At 65.5% G+C, this 20,432-nt stretch carries 17 protein-coding genes; 10 read left to right on the top strand and 7 right to left on the bottom strand.

From position 1 onward, the window contains the following. Nucleotides 1-8: 8 nt before the first annotated feature. Both BJI69_RS10965 and BJI69_RS10960 read right to left on the bottom strand, forming a co-directional pair. Nucleotides 9-1,025: a zinc-binding alcohol dehydrogenase family protein gene (locus BJI69_RS10965; RefSeq protein WP_046981469.1), complete on the bottom strand. Its 1,017-nt coding sequence runs from the start codon at nt 1,023-1,025 to the stop codon at nt 9-11. Nucleotides 1,026-1,041: 16 nt separating this feature from the next. Further along, nucleotides 1,042-2,229 carry an MFS transporter gene (locus BJI69_RS10960; RefSeq protein WP_046981468.1) on the bottom strand — a complete coding sequence of 396 codons (1,188 nt, stop codon included), beginning with the start codon at nt 2,227-2,229 and terminating at the stop codon, nt 1,042-1,044. A gap of 128 nt (nt 2,230-2,357) precedes the next feature. Here BJI69_RS10960 and cls point away from each other — a divergent pair, with 128 nt between their 5' ends. Together cls and BJI69_RS10950 are read left to right on the top strand one after the other, a co-directional pair. Further along, entirely contained in the window at nt 2,358-3,767 is a 1,410-nt protein-coding gene (gene cls / locus BJI69_RS10955) for a cardiolipin synthase (protein WP_244890681.1), read from the top strand. Nucleotides 3,768-4,471: 704 nt separating this feature from the next. Then, nucleotides 4,472-5,239 carry a carboxylesterase family protein gene (locus BJI69_RS10950; RefSeq protein WP_125903031.1) on the top strand — a complete coding sequence of 256 codons (768 nt, stop codon included), beginning with the start codon at nt 4,472-4,474 and terminating at the stop codon, nt 5,237-5,239. Between the two features lie 113 nt (nt 5,240-5,352). Here BJI69_RS10950 and BJI69_RS10945 read toward each other — a convergent pair whose 3' ends face one another. The 5 genes from BJI69_RS10945 to BJI69_RS10925 all read right to left on the bottom strand — a co-directional run bounded on the left by BJI69_RS10945 (nt 5,353) and on the right by BJI69_RS10925 (nt 10,111). Next, nucleotides 5,353-5,748, bottom strand: coding sequence for a hypothetical protein (locus BJI69_RS10945; RefSeq protein WP_071924933.1), 396 nt, complete (start codon nt 5,746-5,748; stop codon nt 5,353-5,355). Between the two features lie 30 nt (nt 5,749-5,778). Next, nucleotides 5,779-7,011 carry an MFS transporter gene (locus BJI69_RS10940; protein ID WP_071924932.1) on the bottom strand — a complete coding sequence of 411 codons (1,233 nt, stop codon included), beginning with the start codon at nt 7,009-7,011 and terminating at the stop codon, nt 5,779-5,781. A gap of 216 nt (nt 7,012-7,227) precedes the next feature. Then, complete coding sequence (locus tag BJI69_RS10935) at nt 7,228-8,244, bottom strand: Gfo/Idh/MocA family oxidoreductase (RefSeq protein ID WP_046968648.1); 1,017 nt, start codon at nt 8,242-8,244, stop codon at nt 7,228-7,230. Between the two features lie 15 nt (nt 8,245-8,259). Next, entirely contained in the window at nt 8,260-9,252 is a 993-nt protein-coding gene (gene iolG, locus BJI69_RS10930) for an inositol 2-dehydrogenase (RefSeq protein ID WP_046968647.1), read from the bottom strand. Beyond that, a complete protein-coding gene (locus BJI69_RS10925) occupies nt 9,245-10,111 on the bottom strand; it encodes a MurR/RpiR family transcriptional regulator (RefSeq protein ID WP_046968646.1) in 867 nt (288 codons plus the stop codon). The genes iolG and BJI69_RS10925 overlap by 8 nt, the downstream gene beginning before the upstream one ends. 199 nt (nt 10,112-10,310) lie before the next feature. Here BJI69_RS10925 and BJI69_RS10920 point away from each other — a divergent pair, with 199 nt between their 5' ends. Genes BJI69_RS10920 through BJI69_RS10885 form a run of 8 tightly spaced genes read left to right on the top strand, consistent with a single transcriptional unit; the run spans nt 10,311 to nt 20,426 of the window. Further along, a complete protein-coding gene (locus BJI69_RS10920; protein WP_046968645.1) occupies nt 10,311-11,354 on the top strand; it encodes a sugar ABC transporter substrate-binding protein in 1,044 nt (347 codons plus the stop codon). A gap of 23 nt (nt 11,355-11,377) precedes the next feature. Further along, the gene (locus tag BJI69_RS10915) at nt 11,378-12,511 is read left to right on the top strand and encodes an ABC transporter permease (RefSeq protein ID WP_046968644.1); all 1,134 of its coding nucleotides are present in this window, start codon (nt 11,378-11,380) and stop codon (nt 12,509-12,511) included. A gap of 10 nt (nt 12,512-12,521) precedes the next feature. Next, entirely contained in the window at nt 12,522-13,313 is a 792-nt protein-coding gene (locus tag BJI69_RS10910) for an ATP-binding cassette domain-containing protein (RefSeq protein ID WP_046968643.1), read from the top strand. 13 nt (nt 13,314-13,326) lie between these two features. Then, nucleotides 13,327-15,297: a bifunctional 5-dehydro-2-deoxygluconokinase/5-dehydro-2-deoxyphosphogluconate aldolase gene (locus tag BJI69_RS10905; protein WP_071924931.1), complete on the top strand. Its 1,971-nt coding sequence runs from the start codon at nt 13,327-13,329 to the stop codon at nt 15,295-15,297. Beyond that, nucleotides 15,294-17,177 carry a 3D-(3,5/4)-trihydroxycyclohexane-1,2-dione acylhydrolase (decyclizing) gene (gene iolD / locus BJI69_RS10900; protein WP_071924930.1) on the top strand — a complete coding sequence of 628 codons (1,884 nt, stop codon included), beginning with the start codon at nt 15,294-15,296 and terminating at the stop codon, nt 17,175-17,177. Before BJI69_RS10905 ends, iolD begins: the two co-directional genes overlap by 4 nt. Further along, nucleotides 17,174-18,082 (top strand): myo-inosose-2 dehydratase, encoded by a 909-nt coding sequence (gene iolE, locus BJI69_RS10895; RefSeq protein WP_071924929.1) that lies wholly within the window; start codon nt 17,174-17,176, stop codon nt 18,080-18,082. Before iolD ends, iolE begins: the two co-directional genes overlap by 4 nt. Next, entirely contained in the window at nt 18,079-18,876 is a 798-nt protein-coding gene (gene iolB / locus BJI69_RS10890) for a 5-deoxy-glucuronate isomerase (protein ID WP_071924928.1), read from the top strand. The genes iolE and iolB overlap by 4 nt, the downstream gene beginning before the upstream one ends. Before the next feature lie 26 nt (nt 18,877-18,902). Then, a complete protein-coding gene (locus tag BJI69_RS10885) occupies nt 18,903-20,426 on the top strand; it encodes a CoA-acylating methylmalonate-semialdehyde dehydrogenase (RefSeq protein ID WP_071925086.1) in 1,524 nt (507 codons plus the stop codon). The last annotated feature ends 6 nt before the right edge of the window (nt 20,427-20,432 follow it).

Raw genomic sequence — 20,432 nt, 5'->3', positions numbered from 1 at the left:
GTGGTTTCTCAGGCAAAGCCTTCGAGAACCACCTTGCCGATCGTCCGGCCACTCTCGAGCATGCCATGCGCCTTGCGCAGGTTGGCCGCATTGATCGCGCCCACGTTCTCGCGCATCGTGGTCCTCACCACCCCCGCATCCACCAGGTTCGCCGCCTCGTCGAGGATGCGGCCCTGCTCGGCCATGTCGTCGGTGTGGAACAAGGAGCGCGTGTACATGAGCTCCCAGTGCAGCGACAGGCTCTTCCGCTTCATCAGGCGGATATCGATCGGCTCGGCGGGATCGTCGATCAGGCCAAGCTTGCCGTGCGGTTTCAGCAGCTCGACCAGCGCAGGGTAATGGTCTTCGGTGCGTGTCAGGCTGAGCACGTAGTCGACACCGTCCGGTGCCACCGCGCGCACTTCGTCGACCAGGGGCTTCGTGTGGTCGACCACGTGATGCGCGCCCATGGCCTCGACCCACGCACGCGTTTCCGGACGCGATGCGCTGCCAATCACGGTGAGGCCCGTGAGCCGGCGCGCCAGCTGCACGGCAATCGAACCGACGCCACCGGCGGCACCGATCACCAGCAAGGTGGCCGGACGGCCCTGCGTGCCATGGGGAATGCCCATGCGTTCGAACATCAGCTCCCACGCGGTCACCGTCGTCAGCGGCAGCGCCGCGGCTTCGGCCATGCTCAGCGTGGACGGCTTGCGCCCGACGAGGCGCTCGTCGACGACATGGAACTCGCTGTTGGCACCCGGGCGGTCGAGTGCGCCCGCGTACCACACCGCATCGCCGGGCTTGAAACGCCGCACCTCGGGGCCGACGGCGACCACCGTGCCCGCAACGTCCCAGCCGAGCACCTTGGCGGCACCTTCCGGATCGGTGTTGCGGCGAATCTTGGTGTCCACCGGATTCACCGAAATGGCTTCGACCTTCACCAGCAGGTCGCGCCCTTGCGCCTCGGGCGTGGGCAGTTCGACGTCGAGCAGGCTCTGTGGATCGTTCACGGCAAGCGGGGTGCGATAGGCAACGGCTTTCATGCGGTTCTCCAGGAAGTCAGGCGCCTTCAGCCACCGCCGTCATGGGACGGCGACGCTCGAGCGCAACACTGGCCATCGTAGCAAGGAGGCCCGCCACGGTGACGGCCGCGCCGGTCAGGCTCACCGTCGGCATCGAATACCCTGCGGCGAGGACCGCGCCACCCAGCCACGCGCCACCGGCATTACCGAGGTTGAAGGCGGCGATGTTCAACGTCGACGCCAGGTTCGGCGCATCGCCAGCCACATGCACCACGCGGGACTGCAACGGCGCGATCGTGGCGAACGCGGCAATGCCCCACAGGAACACGGTGACCACGGAGGCGACGGTCGAATGCATCGTCCAGGCGAAGGCGACCAGCGAGGCGGTGAGGACGACGAGGATGCCCATCAGCGAAGGCATCAGCTTCCAGTCGGCCAGGCGGCCACCGAGTATGTTGCCGATGGTCGTACCGAGGCCGAACAGCACCAGCACCGCGCCGGTCCAGTGCGGGCTGACATGCGACTGCTCCTGCAGGATCGGCGCGATGTAGGTGAACACGGTGAACACGCCACCGAAGCCCAGCACCGTCATGCCCAGGGCGATCAGCGCCTGCGGCTCGCGTAGCACGCGCAATTCGCGACGCATGTCCGGTGCCTTGAGGTCGGGCAGCGACGGCACGAAGCGGACCACACCGAGCGCGGCGATCACACCCAGCGCGGTAACGGCCCAGAACGTGGAGCGCCAGCCGGCCCACTGGCCAAGGAAGGTTCCAAACGGCACGCCGAGGACGTTCGCCAGCGTCAGGCCGGCAAACATCAGGGCGATGGCACGAGCGCGCTGGTTGGCCGGTACGAGATGGGCGGCGACCACGGCACCGATGCCGAAGAACGAGCCGTGACAGAAGGCGGCGACCACGCGTGCCACCATCAGCACGTCGTAGTTCGGCGCGATGGCGCACAAGGCGTTGCCGAGGATGAACAGGCCCATCAGCAGCAGGAGTGCATGCTTGCGCTCCATCTTCGCCGTGAGTGCGGCGAGCAGGGGTGCGCCGAGGGCCACGCCCAGGGCATAGCCCGAAACCAGCATGCCGGCGGAGGGGATGCTCACCTTGAGGTCGGTGGCGACTTCCGGCAGCAGGCCCATGATCACGAACTCGGTGGTACCGATCGCAAACGCGGCTACAGCCAGTGCCAGCAAGGGCAGGCGGGACGGAGAGGGGTTCATGGGTTAGGCTCGTTGGAAAGCGATAACGTGGATTGTCCGCCCCAGGCCCTTATGCACATACACCCGCACGCGACAAAGACTCTTGCCGCAGGATTGAAGATCGAGGCGGGTAGCCCATGATCGGGTCAATGATCGCGATTGCCGCGCTGACCCTGCACGTGGCGGGAATCTTCGCCGCCATGCACGCCGTCATGCATACGCGCACCGCGCAGGGCGCCTTCGCCTGGGTGCTCGGGCTCGTCCTGCTGCCCTATGTGACCCTGATCCCCTACTTCTTCCTCGGCTCCAGCCACTTCGGCGGTTACGTGGACCTGCACCGCCAGCGACAGGCGCGCTTCTTCATGCTCCACGAGGAAGCCGAGCACCCGGCCCGGCCAGGCATCCTGCCCGTCACCGCACCGGTGAACGACGAGCGCTACGAGGCCATCGGCCGCATGCTCAAGACAGCCATGCACGGCGGCAACGGACTGGCGCTGCACATCGACGGCGACGACGCGTTCAAGGCGATGTTCGCCGCGATCGCGCGCGCCGAGCACTACGTCCTGGTCCAGTTCTTCATCATCCACGACGACGTGCTCGGCCGACGCCTGCGTGATGCCCTGCTCGACCGGGCCGCCGCCGGTGTCCAGGTCTGCCTGCTGTATGACGGCATCGGCAGCCACGACCTTCCCGCGAGCTACATCGAGGCGCTGCGTTCCGGCGGCGTGAACGCACATCCCTTCGCCACGCGCCGTTGGCGGAACCGCCTCCAGCTGAACTTCCGCAATCACCGGAAGGTCCTCGTGGTCGACGGCGTGCGCGGTTTCGTCGGCGGCCTCAATGCCGGTGACGAATACCTCGGCGCGAAGCCGCCGCTCTCGCCGTGGCGCGACACCCACATGGAAATCGAAGGGCCCGCTGTCGCCGACCTGCAACGCGTGTTCGCGGAGGACTGGTACTGGGTCACCGGCGAACGACCGCCGTCGTCGCCACCGCCGGAACGCTGCGGTCGCGCCAACACGATGATCGTCGCCACCGGCCCGGCGGACCGTCAGGAAAGCTGCTCGCTGTTCTTCACCCAGGCCATCCATGCAGCGACCAGGCGCGTGTGGATCACCACGCCCTACTTCGTGCCCGACCAGGCCGTGTTCGGCGCACTACGCCTGGCCGTCTTCCGCGGTGTGGACGTACGCATCCTCATTCCCAGCCGCCCCGACCACCGCACCGTGTTCATGGCCTCCACGCTGTATGCGCACGAAGCCACGCTGGCCGGCATCCGCATGTTCCGTTACCAGCCCGGCTTCATCCACCAGAAGGTCATGCTGATCGACGACGATACCGCCGTGGTCGGCAGCATGAACATGGATAACCGCAGTTTCCGCCTGAACTTCGAGATCTCGGCGTTGAACGTGGACACGACTTTCGCCGATCAGATCGAGGCCATGCTGGTCCACGACTTCGCCCAGTCCGAAGAGGTGAACCAGAACGACTACGATCGCCTGACCTACCTGCAACGCGTGGCGCTACACGTCGCCCGCCTCTTCGACCCGGTTTTGTAGGTAGGGGCCGATTGCGTGGAGGGATGAGGCAAAGAGCCTTCGGTGCCCACCCTCGCTGCTCAGACAGGTCCTCCGCGTTCCGTAGCGGAAAGGCCGCTAACGCGGCCCATGTGCCTATTTGGCCTGCGGCCGCTCCACTTGTGCGGAACTCGCCTCGAGGGTGGACACCGAAGACTCTTCCCAACGCTGAGGTTCGTGTGGGCCGAGCCGACGAAGCACCGCCGCTTCGACGGCTGGCTCGTCGCCATCGCCAAAAGGTCGAGCTTGCACGCTGGTCGCGATGGTCTGCGCGAGGCAGGGCTTCGGAGAGGAATGCGCTCTCCTACCCGGGATGCACGTACCCGAACCACTGCCGCGACGGCCCGGTTCGGCGGCCACATCCACGCCAACGGCTCGCCGTCCAGCTGACCGTATCGTCGTGAGAGACCTTGGTGTCCACCCTCGAGGCGAGTTCCGCACAAGTGCAGCGGCCGTAGGCCAGATAAGTACACGGGCCGCGTCAGCGGCCTTTCCGCTACGGAACGCGGAGGACCTGTCTGAGCAGCGAGGGTGGACACCAAGGTCTCCCCGCGAGACGCCCAAGTGTGAGGAGCGACGGCGAAGCCGAGCCGCCCAGCAAGGCCGAAAGTCGAGCCGCGAACAAGGCTTGCGATACGCGCGTTACTCCGCTTGACTCGGCCTCCTGCCACCACGGGATCACCAGCATGCTGCGCGCCCTCGCCTTCCTCACCGCCATGACCGCCATGAGCACCGTCTCCGCCGCACCCGCCCACTTCGTCGAACGCAGCGTCGACCTCCACGGCAAGACCTACCGTTATCAGGTCTTCGTGCCTGCCGATGTGGAGGGCAAGCATCCGGCCGTCGTTCTGTTTCTCCACGGTAGCGGCGAGCGCGGCGATGACAACCAGGCCCAGCTGTCGCAGGGTCTGCCGCCCTGGCTGAAACAGCACACGGATTTCCCCGCCGTGGTGGTGATTCCGCAAGCGCCTGACGACACCGAGTGGACCGACAAGGCCGATGCCGACATGGCGCTGGCGGCACTCGAAAAGAGCGTGAAGGAGTTCCACGGCGACCGTAAGCGCCTATACCTCACCGGCTTGTCGATGGGTGGTTTCGGCTCATGGCAGATCGCCGCCGACCACCCCGGTCTGTTCGCGGCAGCAGCCATCATCTGCGGCGGCGTCGAAGCCTTGCCGGACGACGGGCGCAATCTCTACGTGCACGGTGTGCCCAAGGGCGAGGATGCCTACGCGTGGACGGCGAAGACGATCGGCACGCTACCGGTGTGGATTTTCCACGGGGGTGACGACCACGTGGTGCCGACCGAGCAATCCCGCCGGATGAACGCTGCGCTGCTTGAGCGCAAGGCCGAAGTGAAATACACCGAGTTCCCCGGTGTGAATCACGGCTCGTGGGAGAAGGCGTATGCGACGCCCGACCTGTGGAACTGGATGTTTGCCCACAAAAGCTGACCGATGACCTGTGGGAGCCGATTCATCGGCGATCCCGCGGCAGCGGGCAAGGTTGTAGCAAGCGCCCAATCGCCGCTGAAGCGGCTCCCACACAAAGCGGCGGCACTACTGCGTCAGGGTGAGCGCATGCCGGCGAGGAGGCGCTTCAGGCCGCCGGAGAACAACACCCAACCGATGCAGGCACCGATCAGCGCACCGACGATGTCGAAGAACACGCGCAGGCCGATGGCGTCGGGATCGTGCACGGCGGCCAGCTTCAGCTGCAACAGTGTCAGTGACTGCAGGGGCGCCATGGTGAAGTAGAGCAGGTCCCACAGATCCTGGCCGCCGCCGATCGCCACGCTGAGGATGAAGGCGATGGAGATTTCCTTGCCGTCGCTCCAGCCGTTGCTCTTGCCTGCGAGGAAATGCAGCAGCGCGTAGACGACGATGCCGACCAGCAGCGCGATGCCGCCCGATTCCAGGGCACCGATGATGCCAAAGCCCATCCAGCTACGGTCGTACGGCATGAAGAGCACTCGTGAGGGATCAGACGGCCATTATGCCCGTGCATTGGCCCGCTGATCGCGCGGCGGTGCATCGCGACCGAAACGCAGGTACAGCGACACCGACAGGATCGCCGCCGCCAGCGCCGCGAAACCCGCTGCCAGGAAGATGGCGGGATAGTCGTACAAGCCTGCGATCCAGCCGCCAACCGGACCCGTCAGGCCCAAGGCGACATCGAGGAAGACCGAATAGGCACCCAGCGCCGCGCCGCGATTGTGCGTGCTGACCCGGCCGACGGCTTCGACGCCCAGCGCGGGAAAGACCAGGGCAAAGCCCGATCCGGTCAGCGCGGCACCGGCAAGTGCGGCGTGGGGGGTCGTGCCGAGCCAGAGCAGGATCAGCCCGAGGCATTCGACCACGAACGAGACGATGGCGACGCGATAGCCGCCGAAGCGGTCGATCGCATTGCCGAAAATCAGGCGAATGCCGATGAAGCAGCCGCCGAACACCGAGAGGGAAAGCGCCGCATCCGACCAGTCGCGGCTGGCGTAATACAAGGCCACGAAGGTCGACAGGGAACCGAAGCCGATCGAGCCCAGCGCCAGGCCCGCGCCATAGGGCATGACGCGCGTCAGCACGCTCTTGAACGGCAGACGCTCGCCATGACTCGGCGCGATGCGTGCCTTCATCAGCGCAAAGGGCAGCGCCACGAGTCCAAGAGCGAAGGTGAGGATACCCAGCGAAATGAGGCCATGATCCCGCGCCAGGGTCACACCCAGCGGCGCACCGACGGCGATGCCGCCGTAAGTGGCGATGCCGTTCCAGGAGATCACCCGCGCCGTGTGCTCGCCGCCTATGCCGCCGATACCCCAGGTGATCGCCCCGGTGCTGACCCAGCTTTCGGCAAATCCAAGGCCGAGGCGGCTCAGCAGGATCAGGGTGAGCGACAGCCCCGGCATCTTCGGCACGATGGCGCCGAGAGCGAGGAACAGGCCGGAAATCGCCAGCACGACCAAGCCGGCGACGACGGTCCGTTTCGGCCCCATCGCATCCGCCATGCGGCCGGCATGCGGCCGACTGAGCAGGGTCGCAAGATACTGCGCACTCACGGCCAGGCCGGCGATGATCGTGGAATAGCCCAGGTCGAGGTGTGCAAAGCCCGGCAACACGGCAAGCGGAATGCCGATGCACAGGTAGCAGACGAAGGAGAAGACGACCGAGGAGAGGATGCGCGCGGTCACGGCGAAGCGCCGGCCGCGGGTAGGAACGAGGGGAGGGAGAGACATGGCCGGAGGATTATACCTTGGCGTTGTTGCGGTGCGTCATTGAAGGTTTATGAAGGGATTTTCATGAGGGTTTCATGAGGGGTTCGGCTAGCACCCTATCGCCGATGAATCGGCTCCCACAGGGAGCAGGAGCTGCTTCCTGTGGGAGCCGCTTTCTGTGGGAGCCGATTCATCGGCGATGCTCTTGCACCTGAGCCTCGCAGAGGCTCTTGCACCTCAGTCCAGCAAAACCGGCTGCCCGCTCTGCAACGACTCCCGCAAGGCCACGGCGATCCGCGTCGCCTCGACCGCGTCGTCCATCGTCAGCTCGAACGGGGTGTCATCGAGCACCGCATCGACGAAATGCTTCGCCTGGGTCACGAAGGCCGGGGCGAAGCGCTCGTAGAACGACGGCACCACCGTATTCCGCACACCATGCGCATCGGCGATCTCCACGCGATCCGCGCGCGGATTACGGCCGACGCTCACACGCCCCGCCGTGCCCGTGACATCGGTGTGCGTGTCGTGCCCATGAGCCTGCGTGCGCGAGGCATAGAACATCGCCATGCGGCCGCCTTCGAACTCGACGATCGCGATCCCGTTATCCACATCGCCCATGGCCTCCAACGGCGGATACATCGCCACCGTGCCGGTCGAATAGACCTTCTTCGCCTTCGGGCGGCCGAGCAACCAGCGCGCCAGGTCCACGTCGTGCACGCTGCAATCGAGGAAGATCCCGCCGCTGGTCGGCGCGAACTTCAGGAAGGCACCGCTGGGGTCGGCAAGGTCGGTCGTCTGCGAATAGACCAGGAACGGGCTGCCGATGCCGCCGGCCTCGATGTGCTGGAACGCATGCCGGTAGCTCTCGTCGAAGCGCCGGACGAAACCGACCATCGCCCGCTTGCCGGCCTTTTCCGCATGCGCAGCGGCACGGCGGCAGTCTTCCAGCTCCAGCGACAACGGCTTCTCGCAGAATACGTGCTTGCCCGCATCGAGCGCCTGCTCGATCTGCGATGCATGCAACGAGGTCGGCGTGACCAGGAAGACGGCGTCGAGCGAGGGATCGGCGAGCATCTCCGCGTAGTCGGTGTAGATGGTCGAAATGCCAAGCGTGTCGCGCGCCCAGGCGCGCTCGCTCTCGACGGGACTGCATACGGCGGCCAGCTCGGCCCGCGGCACGGCCCGGGCGAGGTTCTCGGCATAGCGCTGGCCGAGCCGACCGAGGCCGGCGAGGCCGATACGAAGGGAAGTCATGGAAGGCGCTCCGGGTCAGATGTTCACGGCCACGGCCTGGCCTTCACGCCAGGAACGTGCCGCGGCTTCGGCCAGCTCCAGCGCCTTGATGCCATCGGCGATCGTGGTGCGCACCGGCGTACCCGCCACCAGCGCATCGAAGAAGTGGGCGATTTCCGCAGCATAGGCCTCGCGATAACGCTCGAGGAAAAAGTGCTCCGGGAGATCATGGGCGATGTGCTTAGACGTGTGCGACACCACCTGGGTCGGCGACACATTGCCGGCCTGGAGCATGCCCTTGCTGCCGAGCACCTCGAAGCGCTGGTCGTAACCGTAGGCCGCGCGGCGCGAGGTATTGATCTGGCAGAGCCTGCCGCTTTTCGTGCGAATGGTGACGGCCGTGGTATCGATGTCGCCGGCCGCCTCGATCGCCGGATCGGTCAGGCAGCTGCCGGTGGCGTGCACGCTCACGGCTTCGTCGTCGAGGATCCAGCGGAAGATGTCGAAGTCGTGGATCAGCATGTCCTTGAAGATGCCGCCCGAGCTCTTGATGTAGCTCACCGGCGGCGCGCCCGGATCGCGACTGGTGACGATGAGCAGTTCCGGCGTACCGATCTCGCCGTCGACCAGGCGCTTCTTCAACGCCGAGAAGGTCGGATCGAAACGACGCTGGAACGCGATCATGCAAACCACGCCGGCTTTTTCCACGGCAGCCTGACAGGAGCGCGCGCGCTCCACGTCGAGGTCGACCGGCTTCTCGCAGAAAATCGCCTTGCCCGCGGCGGCGGCACGATGAATCAGGTCGGCATGCGTATCCGTGCTGGAACCGATGACGACGGCGCCGACGGCCGGATCATTCAGGGCCTCGTCGACCGTGGCGACCTTCGCAGCATGCTTGTCCGCAAGTTCCTGCGCCGAGGGCGCGTGCACGTCCACCACATAGCGCAGGCGCGCTTCCGGGTGGCGGGCGACATTGCCCGCGTGAATCTTGCCGATGCGACCGGCACCGAGAACGGCAACTTCAATCATCGTATTCTCCTCGGGGAAGTGTTTCTTCAACTGTGAGTTCGAGCCGGTAGGCCAGCGCGACGAACAACGCCTGGCACAGGCACATGGTGCTGGTGAGGCCTCGGAACGCGAAGGCGCTCCCCTCCTTCACCTTGAGCAAAACGTCCGAATGGCGGGCGAGCGGGCCGAGATCGCTCTCGGTGATAGCCAGCACACTAGCCTTGTGCTGTTGCGCCACCCGCATCGCGTAAAGCGTTTCCTTGCCAAACGGCGGAAAACTGATGGCGATGAGTGCATCGCCCTTGCCCATGCTGCGCAACTGCTCGCGGAACATGCCACCCAGGCCACTGACCAGGTGCACGCGCTTCTGCGTGTGCTGCAGCGCATAGGCGATATACGTAGCGATGGCGAACGAGCGCCGCACGCCCATCACGTAGATGTTCTCGGCGGTGGCAAGCATGTCCACGGCCTTCTGGAAACGCGTCTCGTCGAGTTGCTCGGCAAGCTCGTCCAGGCCGGCACGGCTGGCATCGATGAAGCGCGAGGCGATCTCCACGGCCGGCATCGCCGACGCGCGGTTCTTGATCACGCTGCGGATGCGCTGCTGGTAGCTGCGCGAGGGCGACGCCTGCGCGGTGAATGCGTCGCGGAACACCGACTGCATCTCGGTGAAGCCGGAATAGCCGAAGCGCTGGGCGAAACGGACCACCGCCGAGGCATGCACGCCGCAGCCTTCGGCAATCTCACCGACGCGCTGGACCATGATCGAACTGCGATGTTCCTCAAGGTACCGCGCCACCCCCTGCAACTGGCGCGGGAGGGCCTCGAACTCCTCGGCGATGCGCTGCATGAGGGCATCGGCTTCGCTTCGTTTGGCCATCGGGCGCTCCAGTGGGGACCGGCCGCATTGAAGCACGCGATGGAATGAATTTTCCATTTATTTTTTTGCTGCAATGCAAATTGCAACGCTGGAACGGCGGGTCCATGCTCGGTCCGCTTTCGGCAAAAAAGCGGCCCGTACGGCCGCGTCGCGTTCGACACCCGTCCGGCCGGTAGACCCGGTCTCCTGTGGAGGCACTATGCGATCCAAACTGATTCAAGCCACCCTGGCTGCAGCCCTTGCCCTCGGCCTCGGCCTCGCCGCCCCCGCCTCCCAGGCGGCCCCCGGCGACCGTTACGTCCTGGTTACCCACGCCGCGGATTCGGATTCCTGGTGGAACACCATCAAGAACTCGATCAAGCAGGCCGGCGAAGATTTCGGCGTCGATGTCGACTATCGCGGTTCCGGTAACGGCGACCTGAGCGAAATGGCTCGCCAGCTGGAATCGGCAGCGGCCCGCAACTACCAGGGCGTCGCCTTCGATATCGCCAGCTTCGCGGTACTCAAGGCCCCCGCCGCCAAGGTCTCGGCCAAGGGCATCCCCATCGTCACGATCAACTCGGGCACGCCGGACGAGAGCAAGAAGCTCGGTGCGATCCTGCACGTGGGCCAGGGTGAGTACGACGCCGGCAAGGCTGCCGGTGACCGGGCCAAGGCCGCGGGCGTCACCAGCTTCGTCTGCGTGAACCACTACGCGACCAACAACGCCTCGTTCGAACGCTGCCAGGGCTTTGCCGACGCTATTGGTGTGAAGGACTGGCGCAAGACGTCCATGATCGATACCGGCATGGACCCGACCGTGGTCGCCAGCAAGGTCAGCGCTTACCTGCGCAGCAACCCGAAGACCCAGGCCATCCTGGCCCTCGGCCCGAATGCCGCCGAACCGACCATCAAGGTCGTCAACGACATGCACCTGGCCGGCAAGATCAACTTCGGCACCTTCGACCTCTCGCCCGCGATCATCGCCGGCATCAAGTCCGGAACCATCCAGTACGCGATCGACCAGCAGCCCTACCTGCAGGGCTACATGGGTATCGCCGCCCTGGTGATCGCGCATGACCAGAAGACCAACGACCCGGCAAAGATCATCGCCGCGCTGAAGGCCAACCCGAAGTTCCAGGCCCGCCTGACGCAGTACGACCTGCATCCGGTCTATACCGCCACGGGCGTCAGCTCGGGTCCCGCGTTCGTCACCAAGGACAACGTGGCGACGGTCGAAAAATACGCCGGCACGTACCGCTGAGCGACAGGTAAGGACCAAGAGCCATGAGTGCCATCAACCAGAGCGTTACCAACATGACTGATACGAAACCCACGGACGAACGCGTACGCAAGCTGTCACCGTGGCGCATCCTGCTCGACCGGCCCGAGCTCGGGTCCATCGCGGGCACGGTGCTCGTCTTCGCCTTCTTCGGCGTTTTCGCCGGCGGCTCGGGCATGTTCGCGCTCGATGGCATCATCAACTGGGCCCAGGTGGCGGGCTACCTCGGCATCATCGCCGTGGGCGCCTGCCTCCTCATGATTGCCGGCGAATTCGATCTGTCGATGGGTTCGATGATCGGCTTCGCCGGCGTCATGGTCGCCATTCCACCCATGTACCTCGGCTGGCCGCTGTGGGCCGCGGTGATCTTCGCCTTCGTCGGTTCCATGGCGCTGGGCGCGCTCAACGGCTACCTGGTCGTCCGCACGAAACTGCCGTCGTTCATCGTGACGCTGGCTTTCATGTTCATCCTGCGTGGCCTCACGCTGGTGCTTTCCACCAGCTTCGCCAACAGCACCATCGTCAGCGGCATCGGCGACAAGTTCACCGACGATCCGGTGATCTCCGCCGTGTTCCAGGGCACGACCTTCCACTGGCTGTTCAACGGCCTGGCCAGCATGGACCTGATCACCAAGCTGCCCAGCGGCGAGCCGGTGGTCGGTGGCCTGCCCAAGGTGCTCGTCTGGTGGATCGTCATGGCGCTCGCCGCCGGCTTCGTGCTTGCACGCACCCGCTTCGGCAACTGGATCTACACCGTCGGCGGCGATTCCAACGCCGCGAAGAATGTCGGCGTGCCGGTGCGTCGCGTGAAGATCTCGCTGTTCGTCCTCACCGCGTTCTGCGCCTGCCTGTTCGGCGTGCTCCAGGTCGCCGATGTGGGTTCCGCCGCGGCCGATCGCGGCCTGCAGAAGGAATTCGAAGCGATCATCGCCGTGGTCATCGGCGGCACCCTGCTCACCGGTGGCTTCGGTTCGGTCATCGGTGCCTGCTTCGGCGCGCTGATCTTCGGCGTCGTACAGATCGGCATCTCGTACACCAATATCGATTCCGACTGGTACCGCGTCTTCCTCGGCGGCATGTTGCTGCTGGCGGTGCTGTTCAACCATTACATCCGCAGCCGCGCTGCGGCGACGAAGTAGGAGCGCCACCATGGCCGACGATTACATCCTCGAACTCGACGACGTCAGCAAGTTCTTCGGCACCGTCATTGCGCTGCAGGGCGTCACCCTGCGCCTCAAGCGCGGCGAAGTGCATTGCCTGCTCGGCGATAACGGCGCGGGCAAGTCCACGCTGATCAAGACCCTGGCCGGCGTTCACCAGCCGAGCTCGGGCTCCTACCGCGTCGACGGCGAGGCCGTGCACTTCAACTCGCCGCGCGAAGCCCTCGACCGCGGCATCGCCACGGTCTACCAGGATCTCGCACTCGTGCCGCTGATGAGCGTGGCACGCAACTTCTTCGCCGGTCGCGAACCGCGCAAGAAGCTGTTCGGCGTCATTCCCGTCATCGACATGAACTATGCCAACGAGACCGCCCGGGACAAGCTGAGCGAGATGGGCATCCGCGTGCGCGATGCCAGCCAGCCGGTGGGCACGATGTCCGGCGGTGAACGCCAGTGCCTCGCCATTGCGCGCGCCATCCACTTCGGCGCCAAGGTGCTGATCCTCGACGAGCCCACCGCCGCTCTCGGCGTCAAGCAATCGTGCAACGTGCTCAAGCTCATCCACCAGGCGCGCGAGCGCGGCATCTCGGTGATCTTCATCACCCATAACGTGCACCACGCTTACCCGATCGCCGACAGCTTCACGCTGCTCAACCGCGGCCAGTCCATGGGCACCTTCTCCAAGAAGGACATCACCAAGGAAGCGGTGCTCGACATGATGGCCGGCGGCACGGAGATCCAGAGCCTGGTCGACGAACTGGAAGGCCGCAACGCGGCCTGATCACGGAACCCTTATGCGAAGCCCCCTGCCCCGTTCCTCCTCCCGCCCCATCGACGTCGCCTGCCTCGGCCGGCTCGCCGTGGATCTCTACGCCCAGCAGATCGGCGCCCGTCTCGAAGACGTGACAAGCTTCGCCAAGTACCTTGGCGGCTCCTCGGCCAACGTCGCCTTCGGCACGGCCCGCCTGGGCATGCACTCCGCCATGCTCGCTCGCGTCGGTGACGACCACATGGGTCGCTTCCTCACCGAGACGCTCGCCGCCGAAGGCAGCGATATCAGCCAGATCCGGATCGATCACGAGCGCCTCACCGCGCTGGCGATCCTCGGCATCAAGGATCGCGAAACCTTCCCGCTGCTGTTCTATCGCGAAAACTGCGCCGATATGGCACTGACCGCGGACGACATCGACGAAGCGTTCATCGCGACCTGTCGCGCGCTCGCCATCACCGGCACGCACTTCTCCGAACCCGGCGTTCACGCCGCGAGCTCGCGGGCGATCGAGCTGGCACGCAAGCACGACGTGCGCACCGTGCTCGATATCGACTACCGCCCGGTGCTCTGGGGCCTGACCGGTCGTGGCGAAGGCGAACAGCGCTTCGTCGCCGCCGATCACGTCACGCGCCATTTGCAGGCGATCCTTCCCGGCTTCGACCTCATCGTCGGTACCGAGGAAGAGTTCCACATCGCCGGTGGCAGCGAAGACCTCATGGCCGCCCTGCGCGCCGTTCGCGGAATCACCGCGGCGACCCTGGTGGTCAAGCGCGGCGCCATCGGCTGCAGCGTCATCGACGGCGTCATTCCCGCCACGATCGAGGAGGCGCCCACGTATCGCGGCAGCCGGGTCGAAGTACTCAACGTGCTCGGCGCTGGCGATGCCTTCCTTTCCGGCTTTCTCACCGGCTGGCTGAGCGGCGAGTCGGTCGAACGGTCCTGCGCCTTCGCCAACGCCTGCGGCGCGATCGTCGTATCGCGCCACGGTTGCGCACCGGCGATGCCGAGTCCTGCCGAGCTGGATGCCTTCCTTGCCCGCGAGGGCGGTATTCCGCGTCCGGACCTGGACAAGGAGCTTTCCCACCTGCACCGCACCTCGGTGCCGCGCAAGGCATGGGATGACCTGTATGTGTTCGCCTTCGACCACCGCACGCCGTTCTTCGAACTCAGCCGCGAGGTCGGCGGCGACGAAGCAAAGATCCCGCGCCTGAAGGAGTTGCTCGTCGAGGCGGTCGCTGCCACCGAGCGTGCCGGCCAGTTACATGGCCACATCGGCCTGCTCGCCGACGATCGCTACGGCCAGGACGCACTCAATGCGGCCAGCGGCCGTGGCTGGTGGATCGGTCGTCCGGTGGAAGTCCCCGGCTCCAACCCGCTGGAGTTCGAACGCGGCCGCTCCATCGGCACCCAGCTGGTCAGCTGGCCGAAAGAGCACGTGATCAAGTGCCTGGTCGCCTTCGACCCGGACGCCGACCCCATGCATCGCGTGGAGCAGGAGACCCAGCTGCTCGCGCTTTATGACGCGGCGAAGGTCAGCGGCCACGAGTTGCTGCTCGAGGTCATCCCGCCGGGCTGCAAGGACGCCGCGCACCGCGACGACCAGGTCCTGCGGTCGATGAAGCGCATCTACAACCTCGGCATCCGTCCGGACTGGTGGAAGCTTTGCCCGCCCCGTCGTGACGCCTGGGCGGCGATCGACGCGCTCATCCATGAGCGGGATCCGTATTGCCGCGGTGTCCTCCTGCTCGGCCTCAATGCGCCCGTGGATACGTTGGCCGCCGGCTTCGCCGACGCCCAGGAGAGCGCCACCGTTCGCGGCTTCGCCGTCGGCCGTACGCTCTTCATCGAGCCGGCCTCCGCCTGGCTGGCAGGCAAGATCGACGATGCCACCCTGGTCGCGCAGGCCCGGGCCGCGTTCGAGCGGATGATCGCGCTATGGCGCGACGGACGGCGCACGCCGGACCAGCGGATAAAGGAAGGCGCTGCCGCATGAGCGCAACCATCCGTCTTACCGCCGCCCAGGCGTTGATCCGTTACCTGGCCGCCCTGCGCGGCCGCGACGCGGATTCCGACGAGTCCACGCCGTTGTTCGGCGGCGTCTTCGCCATTTTCGGCCACGGCAACGTGGCCGGTATCGGCGAGGCGTTGTACGAATCGCGCCACGTGCTGCCGACCTACCGCGCACATAACGAACAGGCGATGGCGCATGCCGCGATCGCGTACGCGAAGACCAACATGCGGCGTCGCATGATGGCCGTGACGACGTCGATCGGCCCCGGTGCGACCAACCTGGTGACCGCCGCCGCGCTCGCCCACGTCAACCGCCTGCCGGTGTTGTTGTTGCCGGGCGATATTTTCGTGTCACGCGCGCCGGATCCCGTGCTCCAGCAGCTCGAGGATTTCTCGGACGGCACGGTGTCGGTCAACGACACGCTGCGTCCGGTCTCGCGTTACTTCGACCGCATCGTGCGTCCCGAACAGCTCCTGGTCGCCCTGCCCCGGGCGATTCGTGCCTTGACCGATCCCGCGCTCTGCGGACCGGTTACGCTGGCTCTCCCTCAGGACGTGCAGGCCGAAGCCTGGGATTTTCCCCTCGCCTTCTTCGAGCCGCGTGAGATCGTCTTCCGCGCACCGCAGCCGACCGATGACGAGCTGATGTATGCGCTCGACGCCATCGAGGCCTCGGAACGTCCGGTGATCATCGCCGGCGGCGGCGTGCTCTACGCCAAGGCCTCGCACGCGCTGCTCGACTTCGCCGACAAGCATGGCGTGCCGGTGTGCGAGACCCAGGCCGGTAAGGGTGCCCTGCCCTGGAACCATCCCCTGCACCTCGGTCCGGCTGGCGTCTCCGGCTCCTCGTCGGCCAATGCCCTGCTTCGCGACGCCGACCTGATCATCGCCGTGGGTACGCGGCTGCAGGACTTCACCACGGGCTCGAACGCCTTGTTCTCGCACGTGCCGATCCTCTCGGTGAACGTGAACGCGTTCGACGCACTCAAGGGCGAAGGCCTCGAAGTGATCGGCGACGCCCGGCAGGTGCTCGACGACCTCAGCTTCGGTCTCGAGGACTGGGCCGCACCCGATGACTGGACCACACGGGCGCGCGATGCCGCCAGTGAATGGGTGCATGTGGTCTCGCGCATCACCGAACAGCGCAGCGCACCGCCGGGCCGCCTTCCCTACGACGGCGAAGTGATCGGCGCGGTGCAGCGCTCGTCGTCGCAGTCGACGATCAACGACATCGTGCTCTGCGCCGCCGGCACCCTGCCCGCCGAGCTGGAAAAGCTCTGGCGGACGGAAACGCCGGGCGGCTACCACATGGAGTACGGCTACTCGTGCATGGGTTACGAGATCGCCGGCGGCCTCGGCGCCAAGATGGCCTCGCCGGAACGCGAGGTCATCGTCATGGTCGGCGACGGCAGCTACCTGATGATGAACTCGGAAATCGCCACGTCGGTGATGCTCGACGCCAAGCTGATCATCGTGCTGCTCGACAACCGTGGCTACGGTTGCATCAACCGCCTGCAGCAGGCCACGGGCAGCGCACCGTTCAACAATATGTTCGACGACTGCGTGCAGGGCAGCCACGGCATGCCGATGATCGACTTCGCCGCGCACGCCCGCTCGCTGGGCGCCATCGCGGAGCACGTTGCCGATATCGCCGGCCTCGAAGCGGCCATGGAACGCGCACGCGACGCCGACCGTACCTATCTCATCAGCATCGATACCGACCACACGCGCACGACCGAAGAAGGCGGCGTATGGTGGGAAGTGGCGGTGCCGGAAGTTTCCACGCGGGAAGCCGTGCGCGACGCGCGCGCGGGCTATGAATCCGCCACCGTGGGCCGCAAGGCCAGGAACACGCCAGCATGAAGAACGACCCCATCCGCATCGGCATCAACCCGATCTCCTGGAGCAACGACGACCTCCCGTCGCTCGGTGGCGAGACACCGCTTTCCACCGCGCTCAGTGAAGGCAAGGCGATCGGTTACGAAGGCTTCGAACTCGGCAACAAATTCCCGAAGGATCCCGCCGCGCTGCGCGAGCTGATGGCCGGCTACGGCCTCGACGTGGTCTCCGGCTGGTACAGCGGTCGCGTCGCCGGCCGTTCGGCGAAAGAGGAGATCGTCGCGGTCGAGACGCACCTGCGCCTGCTAGCCGAGAACGGCTGCAAGGTGATGGTCTACGGCGAAGTCGCCGACGCGATTCAGGGCGAACCGCATCCGCTGTACAAGCGTCCGCGTTTCCGCAGCGCGGATGCGTGGAAGCGCTACGGCGAGAACCTCACGGAATTCGCGAAGTTCACGCTCTCCCGCGGCGTACGCCTCGCGTATCACCATCACATGGGTGCCTACGTGGAATCGCCCGACGATGTCGACCAGCTCATGGCCAACACCGGTGACGAGGTCGGCCTGCTCTTCGACAGCGGCCACACGTATTTCGGCGGTGGCGATCCGCTCACCGTGTTGAACAAGCACATCGACCGCATCTGCCACGTCCATTGCAAGGACGTGCGCCCGGGCGTGGTGCGCATGGCACGCAACCGCCACTGGACCTTCCTCGAATCCGTGCTCAATGGCGCCTTCACCGTGCCGGGCGACGGCTGCATCGACTTCGCCGGCATCATCGACCGGCTCAAGACGCACGGTTACAAGGGCTGGCTGGTGGTCGAGGCCGAGCAGGATCCGTCGGTCGCGCCCAGTTACGAATTTGCCGAAAAGGGCTACAACACGCTGCGCTCGCTGCTCGATGGCGTACCGGTGCGGGAGGTCGCATGAGTCTGCTGGTCAAGGCCGCCGCTCAAGGCGAGGCCATCGTTCGCGTAACCCCCGAGTCCGCCCACTGGAAACACGTGGGCTTCGAAGCACGCCGTCTCGCCAAGGGCGAGACCACCACGATCACCCTGCCCGCCGACCGTGAAGGCTGCCTGGTGATCCTCACCGGCACCGTGGATGTCCTCGTCGCCGGTCACGACTGGAAGGGCCTGGGTGGCCGCGAAAGCGTGTTCGAAGATCGCTCCACCCACGCCATCTACGCACCGCCGTCGTCCGTCTATGAGGTCACCGCGCAGACCGACGCGGAGCTCGCCATCGCCTCGGCACCGGCCAGCGGTCGCCTGGATGCCCGCCTGATCGAGCCCGGCTCGATGAAGCGCTCGGTACGCGGCACCGGCGCCAACACACGCTACGTATGCGACGTGCTGCCGGAAACCGAGCAGGCGGAATCGCTGCTCGTCGTCGAAGTGCTCACGCCTGCCGGACACTCGTCCAGCTATCCGCCGCACAAGCACGACACCGATGCGCTGCCGGAAGAGAGCGTGCTCGAAGAAACCTACTACCACCGCATCGACCCGCCGCAGGGCTTCGCCTTCCAGCGCGTGTACACCGACGATCGCGATATCGACGAGTCCATGGCCGTCGGTGACCACGATGTCGTGATGGTCCCTCGCGGCTACCACCCCGTCGTGATGCCTCATGGCTACCGCGGCTATTACCTCAATGTCATGGCCGGTCCCCGCCGCGAATGGCATTTCCGCAACGATCCCGCCCACGAATGGATGATCGCGCGCTGACGCGCCGCGATCGGAGTAACCACGTCATGTCCGCCCAGCCCTCCAGCAACACCCTCCCCCGCATCGGTCATTTCATCGCCGGCAAGCCGTACACCGGTACGCCGTCGGGCTCGTCGCCGGTTTACGATCCGGCTCGCGGTGTCGTCGCCTCGGAAGTCGATCTGGCCTCCGTCGCCGACGTCGATCACGCCGTACGCGCGGCGCATGCCGCCTTCCCCGCCTGGTCGCAGCTGCCGCCGCTGAAGCGCGCACGCGTCATGTTCAAGCTGAAGGAACTGATCGAGCGCGACATGGATCGCCTCTCGCGCATCATCGTTGCCGAGCACGGCAAGGTACTTTCCGATGCGAAGGGCGAAGTGGTGCGTGGCCTCGAAGTGGTCGAATACGCCTGCGGTATTCCCGAACTGCTCAAGGGCGAGTACACCGAGCAGATCGCCAACGGCATCGATGCGTGGACCATGCGCCAGGCCATCGGCGTCTGCGTCGGCATCACGCCGTTCAACTTCCCGGCGATGGTACCCATGTGGATGTTCCCCATGGCGATCGCCTGCGGCAACACCTTCGTGCTGAAGCCCTCCGAACGCGATCCCTCGCTCGCGCTCGAATTGGCCAAGCTGCTGAAAGAAGCCGGTCTTCCCGACGGCGTCTTCAACGTGGTCAACGGTGACAAGACCGCGGTCGATGCGCTACTCGATCACGAACTCGTGCGCGCCGTGAGCTTCGTCGGTTCCACGCCGATCGCCGAGTATATCTACGCGCGCGGCACGTCGCAGGGCAAGCGTGTGCAGGCGCTTGGCGGTGCAAAGAACCACATGGTGATCATGCCGGACGCGGATCTGGACAAGACCGCCGACGCGCTGATCGGCGCCGGATACGGTGCCGCTGGCGAACGCTGCATGGCGATCTCGGTCGCCGTGGCCGTTGGTGAAGCGACGGCAGATGCGTTGGTGGCCAAGCTCGCGCCACGCGTGAAGGCATTGCGCATCGGCAACGGCATGGATGACAGCGTGGAGATGGGCCCGGTCGTCACCGGCGTTCACAAGGACCGCATCACCGGCTACATCGATGATGGCGTCGCCTCCGGTGCGGAGCTCGTCGTCGATGGTCGTGGCTACCAGGTCGCAGGTTGCGAACAGGGCTTCTTCGTCGGCGGCACGCTGTTCGATCGCGTCACGCCGGCCATGCGTATCTATAAGGAAGAGATCTTCGGACCGGTGCTCTGCGTGGTTCGCGTACCCGATTTCGCCAGCGCGTTGAAACTCGTTGATGAACATGAATATGGCAACGGCACCGCGATCTTCACGCGGGACGGACAGGTTGCGCGAGAATTTGCGCATCGCGTTCAGGTAGGAATGATTGGCGTCAATGTTCCGATTCCCGTGCCGATGGCCTTCCATAGCTTCGGTGGATGGAAAAAGAGCCTCATGGGTGATCATCACGCTCACGGCCCTGAATCCGTGCGTTTCTACACAAAACAGAAAGCCGTTACACAGCGTTGGCTGAACCACGATGAAAGCGCTGGCGCAGAATTCGCGATGCCTACGCATTAGTAAGAC

The organism is Luteibacter rhizovicinus DSM 16549 (assembly GCF_001887595.1).
GTDB classification, from domain to species: domain Bacteria; phylum Pseudomonadota; class Gammaproteobacteria; order Xanthomonadales; family Rhodanobacteraceae; genus Luteibacter; species Luteibacter rhizovicinus.
The sequence above is the reverse complement of the archived record's forward strand: the minus strand, read 5'-3'. Positions and strand labels throughout refer to the sequence as shown.